The organism is Caenispirillum salinarum AK4, from assembly GCF_000315795.1.
Taxonomy (GTDB): Bacteria; Pseudomonadota; Alphaproteobacteria; order Rhodospirillales; family Rhodospirillaceae; genus Caenispirillum; species Caenispirillum salinarum.
The window spans coordinates 1-13,186 of sequence record NZ_ANHY01000001.1; the positions used below are offsets into that span (position 1 = coordinate 1).

Here is a 13,186-nt window from a genome sequence, read left to right on the forward strand (position 1 = left end):
CTGGGGTAAAAGAAGGTTCCGGGAAAGGGGGGGGGGGGGGGGGCTGCTTCGGCCCCCCCCCCCGACTAGCCGCTGGTCAGCGGCCGCGGCGCATGGCGCGGCGAACCATCTTGAGAAGGGCGATGTTGCGGAACAGCTTCATCATGGGGGCGTCTCCTCGTCCGTTGTGGTTGGCGAAGAAACGGGGCGGGCGTCCCGGCCGATCCCCAAACCGTTGGTCCGCCGCGATTTTGCCCGCAGCGGGCCATTGGCGCGGCGGTCCGCTCAACCGGCGGTGAGCGCAGCGGGCTGTTCCGGCTCGGACATTTCGGCGAGCCAGGCGGTGAAGGCGGCGGCCGGAAGCGGGCGGGAAATCCAGTAGCCCTGCAGCATGTGGCAGCCCTTTTCATACAGGAACCGCGCCTGGTCGGCGGTCTCCACGCCCTCGGCCACGACGGTGAAGCCCAGGTTGTTGCCCAGCGCGACGACGGTGGCGCAGATGGCGGCGTCCTTGCCCTTCGTGTCCATCAGGTCGCGGACGAAGGACTGGTCGATCTTCAGGGTGTCGATGGGAAAGCGCTTCAGGTAGTTCAGCGATGAATAGCCGGTGCCGAAATCGTCCACCGACAATGTGATGCCCATGGCCTTGAGCGCCGCCATGGTGGAAATCACCCGTTCCACGTCGCCCGACGTGACGCTTTCGGTGATTTCAATGTCCAGGCACTCGGGCGGCAGGCCGGTTTCCTCCAGCGTGCGCTCGATGGTTTCGGTCAAGGAGGGGTCGGCGAACTGGCGGGGGCTGACGTTGACCGACAGGCTGGGCGGCGCGATGCCCTGCGCCCGCCACGCCACCATGCGCCGGCACGCGTCGCGCAGGATCCAGCGGCCCAGCGGCATGATGAGGCCGCTTTCCTCTGCCAGCGGGATGAAGTCCATGGGGCTGATCATGCCCCGCTCGGGGTGGGGCCAGCGGATCAGCGCCTCGGCGCCCATCACGTCGCCCGTCTCGGCGCTGACCTTGGGCTGGAAGTGCAGTTCGAAGGCGCCGGCGGCCAGGGCCAGGCGCAGGTCGTTCTCCATGTTGAGAACCGCCAGCGACTGTTCCTCCATGCTGGGGAGGTAGGTGGCATAGCGCCGCTCGTCGCCGCGCTTGGCGTGGTACATGGCCAAGTCGGCGCGGCGGATCAGGTCGTGCGCCGTCTCGCCGTGGTCGGGCCAGTAGGAAATGCCGATGGAGGGCACCGAGAACAACTCGGTGCCGGCAATGGCGAAGGGCTCGGACAGGCTGTAGAGCACTTTCTCGGCGATGTAGGCGCCGGTGTTGCCGGGGCCGCACTCGGGCAGGACGATCATGAACTCGTCGCCGCCCAGGCGTCCCACGCCATCGGACATGCGCACGCAGTGGCGCAGGCGGCGGGCGGCCAGTTTCAGAAGCTCGTCGCCGGCGGCATGGCCGTAGCTGTCGTTGATGTACTTGAAGCGGTCCAGGTCCAGGAACAGCACGCCGACGCGCCCGCCGCACCGCTCCGCCCGCAGGATGGCCTGTTCCAGCCGGTCGGTGATGAGGTGGCGGTTGGGCAGGCGGGTCAGTGTGTCGTAGTTGGCCTGGAAGCGGATGCGCTCCTCGTCCTCCTTGCGCCGGGTGATGTCGGTGACGGCGGCCACGAAGCGCAGCACCGCGCCGGTTTCGTCGCGGACCGTGGTGACCGACAGGTCGCTGAGGAAGGGGCGGTCACCGGCCCGCTCCGACCAGACCTCGCCGCGCCAGTGGCCGGTGTCGCGGGCGGTGGTCCAGATGTCGTGCTCGGTGGCCTTCTCGTGGAAGCCGGGCGCCAGCAGATGGGCGGGCCGCCCGATCAGGTCCTCGGCCGCGGTGCCGGTGATGCGGGCGTAGGCCGGGTTGACCTCGCGCACCATCAGGTCGGCGTCGACCAGCAGGATGCCCTCGGCCACGCTCTCGAACACCTTGGCGAGCATGCGGATTTCCGCCTCCGCGTGCTTGCGGGCGGTGATGTCCTCAACCGTGCCTTCGTAGTAGAGCAGCCGTCCGGCCTCGTCGCGCACGCAGCGGGCGTTCTCGGTGATCCAGATGACGCGGCCGTCCTTGCGGCGGATCAGCGCCTCGAACTCGGTGACGACGCCGTGGCGCTCCATCAGGTCCTTGAACCGCTGGCGGGCGGCCGGATCGACATAGAGCTGGCCGGCGATGTCGGTCAGTTCCCGTTTCAGCGTCTCGGCGTCGCCATACCCGTAGATGCGCGCGAGCGCCGGATTGACGTCCACGTAGTCGCCGCGCGCCGTGGACTGGTAGATGCCCTCGACCGCGTTCTCGAAGATGCCGCGATAGCGCCTCTCGGCCTCCCGCAGGGCGCGGTCGGTGTCGGCCTGGGCGGTGATGTCGGTCAGAAGCGCAAGCGTGTGCCCCGCCTCAAGCGCCTTCACCGTCAGGGTCAGGGTGCGCCGGTTGAGGCACAGCGTCATGCCCGTATCGATCCCGGCATCCAGCAGGGCCGCCGCGTCGCCGTCGAGCGCGTCGCTGAACAGTTCCGCCAGTCCGCCGCCCAGAAGCCGCGTCGCCGGACGGTCGGTCAGGTCGGAAAACGCGGTATTAGCAAAGATGATACGGCCGTGCGCCAGGACCGCCACCCCGTCGGGCAGGCGGTCCATCAGGGCCCGGTTGAGGCGGGCGGGCAGGGCCTGGGCGCCGGAGGCAGCCGGAGCAGCCGATATGGTCATGCACAAAACCTCATCACAATCCGCGGGGTGCGCGCGATTGCTGAAAGAATATGCATGATAATGCTGCTATGCAACAAAAGGCTTAGGGCCTTCGCCGAACGAAGGCCCTGCCGAGTATGTTCTGCGCCCTGGGGCGCAAGAATGCTGGAGGCGCCGGTCAGTATCCGACGGCGCTGAGGTAGAGGTCGAGCAGTTCCTCCTGCTCGGCGCGCTCGTGCGGCTCCATTTTCCGGATGCGGATCAGCTGGCGCATGATCTTGGTGTCGAAACCGGCGGATTTGGCCTCGGCGTAGACGTCCTTGATGTCGGACGCGATGTTGGCCTTTTCCTCCTCCAGGCGCTCGATGCGCTCGATGAAGGAGCGGAGCTGGTCGGCGGCGATGCCGCCAACGTCGTTGCTGGCCTGGGCGGCGCTTTCGTCGGCCATGGCGGACGGTCCTCGTGATCGCTAGGGGATAGGGCGGCCCCGGATGGGCGCCGCCGTGACAGGCGGGGGAAGATAGCCGAGGCCGGGCCGCCCATCAAGCGCGGCGGCGGGGACGGGCGCCGTCGGCGGGTTCGCGCGGGACGGGTGGATGCCCGGCCGCACGCGCCCCGGCGACTCGGGTGGCGGTCAGCCCGGCACCTGGATGCCGGCCACCGTCTCACCGATCAGGAAGTCGACCACCTGCCGCAACGCCTCTTGCTGGCTGGCCCCGGCCGAGGTGGCGGCGCGGAAGGCCGCCAGCTGCCGGTGGGCGCTGGTGCCGCGCGTCAGGATATGGCGGCAGTGCGCGACCTCCTTCTCGCAATCCAGCGCGACGGCATCCTCGGCCGTCAGGTCCAGAAGCTCGTCCAGCAGGTCGGCGTAGGGGACGATGCAGCCCTTGCCGAAATCCACCAGCCCCTCGTCGAAGCCGTAGCGCTGGGCGCGCCAGCGGTTTTCCATCACCAGCATGTGCGCGTACAGCCGCCAGCGCTGGTTGGTCCGCCGCAGCCGCCACAGCATCCGCAGCACGCAGGCGTAGAGCGCGGCGATGGCGGCGGCATCGTCGACATTCGTGCAGACGTCGGTGATGCGCATTTCCAGCGTGTCGAAGCGGGCCGAGGGGCGCACGTCCCACCACAGCTTGCTGCCGTCCTCGATCAGCCCGGCGGCGACCAGCACGTTGACGTGGCGCTGGTACTCGCCCCAGCTCTGGAAATGTTCCGGCAGGCCGGTGCGCGGCAACTCGTTGAAGACGGAGATGCGGTAGGACTTCAACCCCGTGTCCACCCCGCGCCAGAACGGCGAGCTGGTGGACAGCGCCAGCAGGTGCGGCAGGAAGTAGGCCGCCTGCGCCATCAGGTCGATGCGCAGGTCGGGGTCCTCGATCCCCACATGGACATGGGTGCCGCAGATGAGCAGGCGGCGGGCGACGCCCTGAAGGTCACGGGCGAGGACGGTGTAGCGCTCTTTCTCCGTATGGCGCTGCTCGCTCCATTGGGCGAAGGGATGGGTGGAGGCGGCGATGGGTGCCAGGCCGTAGCGGCCGGCGGCGCGGGCAACAACGCCGCGCATTTCCGCCAGGCTGTCGCGGGCGTCGCGGACGGTCTTGCAGACGCGGGTGCCGACCTCGATCTGGCTGCGCAGGAACTCCGGGCTGACCGAGCCCGCCGGGCTGCCCGCGCAATCATCCAGCAGGTCCGCCGGCGGATCGACCACCAGGTCGCGGGTCTCGCGCGAGACCAGCAGGTATTCCTCCTCGATGCCGATGGAGAAGGCGGGTTCCTTGGCGGGTATGGGCGTGCTCATGTCAGTACAGCACCACCTTGTGGATGTCCTCCTGCGCCAGGGCGTGGCGCAGGGCGTCGGCCAGGATGCCGGCCCACTGCACGGCCCCGGCGTCGTCGCCGATCAGGTCCTGGCGGACCTCCACCGCCGCATGGGCCAGGCCCGCCGCCGCCGCGTGGGTGTCGGTGGTATAGGCGATCTCGCGGCCGTCGTAGGGCTCGTTGTCGCCCACCGTCAGTTCCGGGTGCGCCTTGCGCAGATGATTGAGCAGGGCGTCGGGAAGACGCGGATCGCGGTCCCAGAGAATGCCGCATTCCCAAGGTCTTGGCTCGCCACTCTTCATGCAGGGCGTGAAGCTGTGCACGGCGAAGACGACCGGCGCGTGCTCGGGATTGCGCTGCCACATGTGCGCCAGGGTGTTGGTGATGGCGCGGTGGTATGGGTGGAAGACCTCGTCCAGCCGGCGGTCGAAGTGGGCCTGGTCCATGTTCTGGTTGGCCGTGACTTCCCAGGTGTCGGACACGGCCGGCACGCTGGTCGGGTCGCCCGGCTGGCGATTGCAGTCGATCACCAACCGGGAATAGCCGCACAGGATGGCCGGCGCGTTCAGCATCTCCGCCAGGTGCCGGGTGACGGCGGCCGCCCCGATGTCCCAGGCGATGTGCTCCGCCAGGGCCTCGCCGGGCAGGCCCATGGTCCCCAGGCTTTCGGGAATGGTGTTGCTGGCGTGGTCGCAGACCAGCAGCAGCGGTGTCGTTCCCTCGCCGTTGACAAGGTGCGCCGCCGGCGGGTCGTTCGGCCCCAGCAGCGGCGGCAGTTCGCGGTTGAGTCGGTGGATCTGCGGATCGGTCATGGTCCCTGCATCATACAGTGTCGCGTGCCGCTGAACAGGGGGTGCATGCGAGCCATTCGCAAGCTGCGGCCGGCGGGCGAGGGTGGGAGAATGGCCCTTTGCGCGGTTGAACGGAACGGCTTACCGTGCCTGCCCATGAGCACCAGCCTGTCCGCCGCCTCGCCCATCGTCCGCCTTGCCCTGCCGGCCCTGCTGGCCGGCGCGGTCGGCATCGCGTTCGCGCCCATCTTCGTGCGGCTGTCGGAGATCGGCCCCATTGCAACGGCCTTCTACCGCACCCTGTTCGCGCTGCCCCTGCTGTTCGCCTGGATGAGCCTGGAAGGCCGCCGGGCCGGGCGCGACGGCGAGGCGCCGGTGCAGGACCGCCCGCGCACCCTCCGCGATCACATGCTGCTGGCGATTCCGGGCCTGTCGTTCATGGGGGATCTGGCGTTCTGGCACATCTCCATCACCATGACGACGGTGGCCAACGCGACGCTCCTGGCCAACTTTGCCCCCGTGTTCGTCACGCTGGGCGGCTGGATGCTGTGGCGGGTGACGCCGACGCGCACCTTCCTGGCGGGCATGGCCATCGCCATGACGGGCGCGATCGTGCTGATGGGCGAGAGCCTGACCATATCGGCCGAGCAGATCATGGGCGATGCGCTGGGTGTGGTGACGGCGGTCTTCTACGCCGCCTACATCCTGTCCATCGGGCGGTTGCGGGCGCGGTTCTCCACATCGGTCCTGATGACCTGGAGCACCGTCTACACCTGCGCCGGGCTGCTGGTCTGCACGCTGGCGGCCGGCGAGAGCATGGTGATCGAGAGCCTCTATGCGCTCGGCATCCTGGTGGCGCTGGCGGCGGTGTCGCACTTCGGCGGGCAGAGCCTGATCGCCTATGCGCTGGCCCACCTTCCGGCCAACTTCGGCTCGGTGTCGCTGCTGCTTCAGCCGGCGGTGGCGGCGGTGCTGGCTTGGCTGATCCTGGCCGAGCCGCTAAGCCCCTGGCAGGGTGTCGGCGGTGTCATCATCCTGGCCGGCATCGTCCTTGCCCGGCGCGGCAGCCGCGCGCCCGCGCCGGCGGTCGAGGCGGCGGGAGACCCCGTGGTCGCCACGCAAGCGAAAGAGAAATCGTGAGCCAGGACGCCCAGACCCCCACCCATGCCGCCGCCGGGGCGGCCGGCACGCCGCTCCGCCCCTGGCTGATGTGGGGCGCCGGCGCGCTGTTCTTCTGCTACGCCTTCTTCCAGCGCGTCGCGCCGTCGGTGATGGTCGAGGAACTGATGCGCGACTTCGCCGTCGGCGCCGCCATCGCCGGCACGCTGTCGTCGCTGTACTTCTACCCCTACGCCGCCTTGCAGATTCCCGCCGGGCTTCTGGTGGACCGCTTCGGGCCGAGGCGCGTGCTGACGCTGGCCGCTCTGGTGGCGGCGGTGGGGAGCGCGGCCTTCGCCATGGCCGACGTGATCGGGCTGGCCTATGTGGGCCGGGGACTGGTGGGCGCCGGTGCGGCGGTGTCGTGGGTGGCGGTGCTGGCGCTGGCGTCAGCGTGGTTCCCGCCCAACCGCTTCGCCCTGCTGACGGGCCTGACCATGGCGATCGGCGTGGCGGGCGGCGTCGGCGGACAGGCGCCGCTGTCGCTGCTGGTGGACGGCGTCGGCTGGCGCGGCGCCCTGGTCATTGCGGCCGGCCTCGCGCTCGCGTTCGCCGTTTTCGCCTGGAGCGTGGTGCGCGACCGCCCGCCGCGTGCCGACGGCCGCCCTCACACCGGCGGCCATGCCGGCGCCGGCTATGGACTGATCGACCGCCTGAAGATGACCATGCGCGAGCCGCAGGTTTGGCTCATCGCCCTGTTCGCGGGTGCCATCGTCTCCCCCATGCTGTCGTTCGCGGGGCTGTGGGGCGTGCCGTTCATGGTCGGCGTGCACGGCATGACCAAGCCGGAGGCCGCGGTGGTGACCTCGCTCATGCTTGTCGGCTGGGGCGTGGGCTCGCCGCTGCTGGGCTGGATGACCGACGCCATCGGCCGCCGCAAGCTGCCGGCGCTCATCGCCGCCGGCGGGGCGCTGGCGTGCACGCTCGGCTGGCTCTATGCCGAACCGCCGGTATGGCTGATGTATCCGCTGATGATCCTGACCGGCACGTTCTCGGGCGGTATCGTCGTCGCCTTCGCCACGGCGCGGGAGAATGCGCCGTCGGCCTCGGGCGGGGCGGTGATCGGGCTGGTGAACACGGCCGTCATGGGGTCGGCGGCCGTCTTCCAGCCCTTGATCGGCTGGCTGCTCGACCTGTCGTGGAGCGGGCAGACGGCGAACGGCGTTCGCATCTACGACCCGGCCGGATACGTGGACGCCATGATCGTCCTGCCGCTCTGCCAGGCGACGGCCCTTCTGGCCGCGCTGCTGATCCGCGAAACATACTGCACGCCCCGCCACGCCTGACGGGGCGTGCGCGCAAAGGAGGTTTCCGCCGCATGGACGACGTTCCCGCCTTCCTCCGCCGCCTGTTCGACGCCGCCGTGGCCGCCGCCGATCCGGCGAAGATCGTACCGCCGGCGTTGCCGGAGCCGCCGACGGGCCGCACGATCGTGGTCGGCGCCGGCAAGGCATCGGCCGCCATGGCGCGCGCGGTGGATCGGGCGTGGCCGCGGGACGCGGAGCTGTCGGGCTGCGTCGTCACCCGCTACGGCCACGGCTGCGACGCCGGGCGCATCGAGATCGTGGAGGCCGCGCATCCCGTCCCCGACGAGGCCGGGTGGCAGGCGGCGCAACAAATTCTTGATCTCGTGCGCGAGGCCGGGCCGGACGACTTGATCCTCTGCCTGATTTCCGGCGGCGGCTCGGCGCTGCTGTCGCTGCCGGCCGGCGATATTCCCCGCGAGGACAAGCAGGAATTGACCAAGGCCCTGCTCAAGTCGGGCGCCGCCATCGACGAGATCAACTGCGTCCGCAAGCACATTTCGGCGGTGAAGGGCGGCCGGCTGGCGCAGGCGGCGGGGAGCGCGCGGATGCTGGCGCTGGCGATTTCCGACGTGGCGGGCGACGACCCCTCGGTCATCGCCTCGGGGCCGACGGTGCCCGACCCCTCGACCCGCGAAGAGGCGAAGGCGGTGCTGGAACGCTACGGCATCAAGCCGCCGGAGAGCATCGCGACATGGCTGGACAGCGACGAGTCGGAGACGCCCAAGCCCGGCGACGACAGCTTCGCTAACGTTGAGACGCGCGTCATCGGCCGGCCGCTCGCCTCGCTGAAAGCCGCCGCGGAGGTGGCGGAGCGCGAAGGTGTGGCGCCGCTCATCCTGGGCGACATCATCGAGGGCGAGGCCCAGGACGTCGCCAAGGTCATGGCCGCCATGGCGGTCTCCTGCCGCGACCACGGGCTGCCGGCCGGGGCGCCCTGCGTGCTGCTGTCGGGCGGCGAGTTGACGGTGACCCACGACGGCGGCGGCCGCGGCGGTCCCAACGCCGAATTCGTGCTGGGCATGGCGCGTGAACTGGCGGGGCAGGCGGGGCTGTGGGCGCTCGCCTGCGATACCGACGGCATCGACGGCAGCGAGGACAACGCCGGCGCCTGGTGCGGCCCCGACACCGCCGCGCGGGCGCAGAGGTCCGGCGCCGGCCTGGGCAAGGCGCTGGACGAGCATGACTCCTACGGCTTCTTCAAGGCCGTGGACGGACTGGTGATGAGCGGACCGACGCTCACGAACGTCAATGATTTCCGCGCCGTATTCGTCGAATCCGGCGACTGAGGCCCCGATCACGAAATCTTCAAGCACCAGCCCCGCGATCCCTCTTCCGTGGATGCCGGGCTTAGGTCTATGGTTGAACGCATGAGACGCTATCGCAACGCCAAGATCCTCGCCACCCTCGGCCCCGCCAGCTCCACGCCCGCCACGATCGAGGCGCTGTGCCGCGCCGGGGCGGACGTGTTCCGGTTCAACTTCAGCCACGGCAGCCACGAGGACCATCGCGAGCGCTACCAGATGGTGCGCCAGGTGGAGGAAAAGCTCGGCCGGCCCATCGCCGTGCTGATGGACCTTCAGGGGCCCAAGCTGCGCGTCGACCGGTTCGAGGGCGGCAAGGCGCTGCTCAAGGCCGGCCAGCAGTTCCGCCTGGACATGGACCAGACGCCCGGCACCGAGGAACGGGCGCCGCTGCTGCACCCCGAGGTCTATTCGGCGCTGCGCACCGGGACCGAGCTTCTGCTGGACGACGGCAAGATCCGCCTGCGCGTGGAAAGCCACGGCCCGGACTACGCCGAGACGGTGGTGGTGACGGGCGGGGTGTTGTCGGACCGCAAGGGCCTGAACGTGCCCGAGGTGGTCCTGCCCATCTCCGCCCTGACGGAAAAGGATCGCAAGGACCTGGAATTCGGCCTGGAACTCGGGGTGGACTGGGTGGCGCTGTCCTTCGTGCAGCGGCCCGAGGACGTGGCCGAGGCCCGCAAGCTGGTGCAGGGCAAGGCAGCGATCATCTCCAAGCTGGAGAAGCCGGCGGCCATCGACAAGCTGAACGAGATCATCGAGCTGTCCGACGCCGTCATGGTCGCCCGCGGCGACCTGGGCGTGGAGGCCCCGCCGGAAACGGTGCCCATCCTGCAGAAGCGCATCATCGGTGCCTGCCGTCATGTGGGCAAGCCGGTGGTGGTCGCGACCCAGATGCTGGAAAGCATGATCCAGCATCCCGCGCCGACCCGCGCGGAAGCCTCGGACGTGGCGACGGCGGTCTACGACGGCACCGACGCCGTCATGCTGTCGGCCGAGACGGCGGCGGGTGCCTATCCGGTGGAAGCGGTGTCCATCATGGACAAGATCATCCAGCGGGTGGAAAGCGACGACACCTATCGCATGATCATGCAGGCGGGGCGCGAGGCACCGGAGAACACGGCCGCCGACGCCATCTCGGCCGCTGCCCGGCAGGTGGCGCAGACACTCAAGGCCGCCGCCGTGGTGACCTTCACCTCCTCGGGCTCCACCACCCTGCGCGCGGCGCGGGAGCGGCCCATGGTTCCTGTGGTCTGCCTGACCGCCGACACGCGGGTCGCTCGGCGGCTCATGCTCGCCTGGGGCACCCACTGTACGGTCACGAGCGAACTGACCAGCTTCGGAGAGATGGTGGAAAAGGCCTGCCGCATTTCGCTGGACGAGGAAATCGCCAAGGTGGGCGAGCGGCTGGTCATCACCGCTGGCGTTCCCTTCGGCACGCCGGGCACCACCAACATCCTGCGCATCGCCTGGGTGGAAGAATTCTGCTGAGCCGTCCCGGCTCAGTACGGCGGAGCGGTCGGCCTCTTGCGGGGCCGGCCGTTTTTCATGGGCGGAGCGCTACAGGATCTTCACCACGTCGAAGATGAACAGCGCGGTCAGCGCCAGGATGCCGCCGATCAGCACGATGGCCGCGAACCACTGCCAGATGCGGCCGGGCCGCGCCGGCTCCCACCGTCCGTCCGGCGGCAGGCCGCTACGACGGGCGGCCAGGGTGAACAGGACGGCGAAAAATACGCCCACGAGCACAACGAGCGAGACGAGAATGATCGGCGCCATGGAGCGTGGCCCTTCGACAGCAGTTGCGGTGCAAAGGGCAACGCCGCCGGGACGGGCGCGGCTCGACGTCTCGCCAAGGGCAGGAAGAGGCGCGGGTCAGATCGCCAACTGGTTGACGGTCGACAAAAGGATGCGCACGGAAATGGGTTTGGGCAGGAAAGCGTTGAACCCCGCGCCCAGGAAGCGCTCTCGCTCGCTGGCGCCGGCGAAGGCCGTCACCGCCACGACCGGGGTGTTGCGCACCGCCTCATGCGCCCGGATCTCGCGGATCAGGTCGAAGCCCGAGACTTGCGGTAGCTGAATGTCCATGAGGATGCACGACGGCTTCTTCACCGCGATCAGGTCCACCAGGTTCAGCCCGTCCAGGCTGCATACCGGCTGGTAGCCGCCCTGCAGCAGGATTTGCTCGAACAGCTTCATGTTCAGGGCGTTGTCTTCAACGACCAGAACTGTCTTGTTGTCCGTCGTCATTTTATCGGTGGCCCCTTTCCCATTTTTTTGGCTTTCCCTTACGACACCTTAAGGCGCAACCGCGAATTTAAAAGGGTTATAAGGAATAGGGGTTATATCCCTTGGTGCATGGAAGGCCTTTCCGGAGCATGGCGGACCGGCACGGATCGCGTCAGCAGGACCGCCGAGGCCGGGCAGATCCCGGAAAACTGCGCCGTCGCACGAATGGCGGCCGGCGCATCGGGGCGCGCCGTGCGCTGCCAGCCCTGCGCCAGGAACCACCGCTCGGCCGTCTGCGTCAGGGCCCAGAGCCTCGCCGCACCGGACTCGGCGGCGGCCGCACCGGCGTGGTCGACCAGCAGCGCCGCGCAGCCCCGGCCGCGCCGGGCCGGCGCGACCACCAGCGACCGCAGAAGAACGTCCGGGCCGGTTCCCTCCAGACCGGCACAGCCGACGGTCGCCCCGTCGGCGTCCTCCATCAGCCACAGGCGCACATCGGCCCGCTCCAGATCGTCGACGGGCAGCGCGGCGGCCGAAAGCAGCGCGCGCAGGCGCGGCAGATCATCGGCACCGGCTGCCCGGATTGAAAACGGCTCGGATGCGTGTTGCACGGCGGCGGGCTCCCTTCACGGATGCGCGGAAGGAAAGGACGTTGCCGCCGATCGGCGGTGCCGGCAAGGGCCGTTGCGCGCCGCCCGGCGTCAGGCCACGCCGCGGGCCGGTGACGAGACGTCGTCGCCGGCGTGACGGCCGATGGCGGCAAGACGGCGCTGCAGCGTGACGGGGTCCAGCGAGCGCAGGGGCAGGGCGGTCAGCGTGCTGATCCGGTCCACCAGCGACGCAAGGACCGAGTCGTAAACGGCGGCGATCTCCACCTCCGTGCCCACCACGCCCAGCGGATCGGCCGTCGGCCAATGGCCGTGGACGGGCTGGCCGGGCAGGGCGCCGGTGTTCAGGCCGCCGGCGTCCTCGCTGACGGTGATGACGATGTTCAGGACGGCGGCGGCATCGGGCGCGGTGAACATCTCAAGCGGTTTGGAGCGGGCGGCATCGGCGGGAAAGCCGGCGCGGCGCAGAATATCCAGCGCCATGCCGCTGACCTTGCCCGTGTGGCGCACGCCGGCACTGAACGCCCGGAAGCGACCCCGCCCCAAGTGGTTGAGCACCGACTCGGCCATGATGCTGCGGCCGCTGTTCCCGGCGCCGACGAACAGCACGTTGATCACGTCTTCGTCCGGGGTGGCGGTGTCTTCGGACGCGGACGCCGCCGGCCGCAGCGTGTCGCCCAGGTAGGCGATCAGCGCATCCACCAATTCGGAATTGGCGCTGTAGATGAGCGACCGGCCCGCCCGGCGGTTGGTGACCAGCCCGGCCGCCTTGAGCTGGTTGAGGTGGAACGACAGGGTCGAGGCGGACAGGCCGCATCCCTCGGCAATCCGGCCGGCCGGCAGCCCGTCCGTTCCGGCGCGGATCAGCAGCCGGAAAATGTCCATCCTGGCGCCATAGGCGAGCGCGGACAGGGCGAGAACGGCATCATCGGAGTTCATCGGATCGATCCTCGGCGCGCCGGTGATGGAAGGCGGACGGACCCCTCGGCAGGGCCCGGAACGGACCGGACGGCTCGATCATCAGGCGCTGGACCCGGCCGGCACGAAAAAGCCGGAGCGCGATGTCCTGAAGCCGCCGCGGGCGGAGCATCCCCGAAACAACCGCCATCGTGGCACAGCCGTTCCCCGGGGAAGCCCGTATTTTGCACTGCCGTTCTATTTTGGACCTCTCGTGTTGCAGTGCAACAACACATTCGGGTGGGGCGGCCGCGTTTTTTCATGGAATATGCGAAATGTTACCGGTTTCCGCGCCTCGGGGGTGATATGGAGTTCGGATGAAGGTT

The 13,186-nt window shown here is 69.3% G+C and carries 12 protein-coding genes; 4 read left to right on the forward strand and 8 right to left on the reverse strand.

Annotation, left to right across the window (positions count from 1 at the left end; translation table 11 throughout):
* Positions 1-264 precede the first annotated feature (264 nt).
* From C882_RS00005 to C882_RS00020, 4 genes are all read right to left on the reverse strand, one after another.
* Positions 265-2,715: a sensor domain-containing protein gene (locus C882_RS00005; protein ID WP_009538453.1), complete on the reverse strand. Its 2,451-nt coding sequence runs from the start codon at positions 2,713-2,715 to the stop codon at positions 265-267.
* 157 nt (positions 2,716-2,872) lie between these two features.
* Positions 2,873-3,142 (reverse strand): DUF2312 domain-containing protein, encoded by a 270-nt coding sequence (locus C882_RS00010; protein ID WP_009538455.1) that lies wholly within the window; start codon positions 3,140-3,142, stop codon positions 2,873-2,875.
* Between the two features lie 186 nt (positions 3,143-3,328).
* Complete coding sequence (locus C882_RS00015; RefSeq protein ID WP_009538456.1) at positions 3,329-4,489, reverse strand: carboxylate-amine ligase; 1,161 nt, start codon at positions 4,487-4,489, stop codon at positions 3,329-3,331.
* A gap of 1 nt (position 4,490) precedes the next feature.
* Complete coding sequence (locus C882_RS00020) at positions 4,491-5,321, reverse strand: N-formylglutamate amidohydrolase (RefSeq protein WP_009538457.1); 831 nt, start codon at positions 5,319-5,321, stop codon at positions 4,491-4,493.
* 135 nt (positions 5,322-5,456) lie between these two features.
* On the opposite strand from C882_RS00020, the gene C882_RS00025 reads away from it, so the two are divergent.
* From C882_RS00025 to pyk, 4 genes are all read left to right on the forward strand, one after another.
* Positions 5,457-6,440 (forward strand): DMT family transporter, encoded by a 984-nt coding sequence (locus C882_RS00025; protein ID WP_009538458.1) that lies wholly within the window; start codon positions 5,457-5,459, stop codon positions 6,438-6,440.
* On the forward strand, positions 6,437-7,744 hold the full coding sequence (locus tag C882_RS00030; protein WP_009538459.1) for an MFS transporter: 1,308 nt from the start codon (positions 6,437-6,439) through the stop codon (positions 7,742-7,744). Before C882_RS00025 ends, C882_RS00030 begins: the two co-directional genes overlap by 4 nt.
* Before the next feature lie 32 nt (positions 7,745-7,776).
* Positions 7,777-9,051: a glycerate kinase type-2 family protein gene (locus C882_RS00035; protein ID WP_009538460.1), complete on the forward strand. Its 1,275-nt coding sequence runs from the start codon at positions 7,777-7,779 to the stop codon at positions 9,049-9,051.
* 81 nt (positions 9,052-9,132) lie between these two features.
* Complete coding sequence (gene pyk, locus C882_RS00040; protein WP_043642655.1) at positions 9,133-10,557, forward strand: pyruvate kinase; 1,425 nt, start codon at positions 9,133-9,135, stop codon at positions 10,555-10,557.
* Positions 10,558-10,626: 69 nt separating this feature from the next.
* Here pyk and C882_RS00045 read toward each other — a convergent pair whose 3' ends face one another.
* The 4 genes from C882_RS00045 to C882_RS00060 form a co-directional block, all read right to left on the reverse strand.
* Entirely contained in the window at positions 10,627-10,845 is a 219-nt protein-coding gene (locus tag C882_RS00045; protein ID WP_009538462.1) for a hypothetical protein, read from the reverse strand.
* Positions 10,846-10,941: 96 nt separating this feature from the next.
* On the reverse strand, positions 10,942-11,316 hold the full coding sequence (locus C882_RS00050; protein ID WP_009538463.1) for a response regulator: 375 nt from the start codon (positions 11,314-11,316) through the stop codon (positions 10,942-10,944).
* A gap of 92 nt (positions 11,317-11,408) precedes the next feature.
* Positions 11,409-11,906, reverse strand: coding sequence for an arsenic resistance N-acetyltransferase ArsN2 (gene arsN2 / locus C882_RS00055; protein WP_009538464.1), 498 nt, complete (start codon positions 11,904-11,906; stop codon positions 11,409-11,411).
* A gap of 90 nt (positions 11,907-11,996) precedes the next feature.
* A complete protein-coding gene (locus tag C882_RS00060; protein WP_009538465.1) occupies positions 11,997-12,842 on the reverse strand; it encodes a metalloregulator ArsR/SmtB family transcription factor in 846 nt (281 codons plus the stop codon).
* Positions 12,843-13,186: the final 344 nt, after the last annotated feature.

Excerpts from the sequence above, each read along its gene's own strand:
- C882_RS00005 (WP_009538453.1), bottom strand. The coding sequence starts at position 2,715 with ATGACCATATCGGCTGCTCCGGCTGCCTCCGGCGCCCAGGCCCTGCCC.
- C882_RS00010 (WP_009538455.1), bottom strand. The coding sequence starts at position 3,142 with ATGGCCGACGAAAGCGCCGCCCAGGCCAGCAACGACGTTGGCGGCATC.
- C882_RS00015 (WP_009538456.1), bottom strand. The coding sequence starts at position 4,489 with ATGAGCACGCCCATACCCGCCAAGGAACCCGCCTTCTCCATCGGCATC.
- C882_RS00020 (WP_009538457.1), bottom strand. The coding sequence starts at position 5,321 with ATGACCGATCCGCAGATCCACCGACTCAACCGCGAACTGCCGCCGCTG.
- C882_RS00025 (WP_009538458.1), top strand. The coding sequence starts at position 5,457 with ATGAGCACCAGCCTGTCCGCCGCCTCGCCCATCGTCCGCCTTGCCCTG.
- C882_RS00035 (WP_009538460.1), top strand. The coding sequence starts at position 7,777 with ATGGACGACGTTCCCGCCTTCCTCCGCCGCCTGTTCGACGCCGCCGTG.
- pyk (WP_043642655.1), top strand. The coding sequence starts at position 9,133 with ATGAGACGCTATCGCAACGCCAAGATCCTCGCCACCCTCGGCCCCGCC.
- C882_RS00045 (WP_009538462.1), bottom strand. The coding sequence starts at position 10,845 with ATGGCGCCGATCATTCTCGTCTCGCTCGTTGTGCTCGTGGGCGTATTT.
- C882_RS00050 (WP_009538463.1), bottom strand. The coding sequence starts at position 11,316 with ATGACGACGGACAACAAGACAGTTCTGGTCGTTGAAGACAACGCCCTG.
- C882_RS00060 (WP_009538465.1), bottom strand. The coding sequence starts at position 12,842 with ATGAACTCCGATGATGCCGTTCTCGCCCTGTCCGCGCTCGCCTATGGC.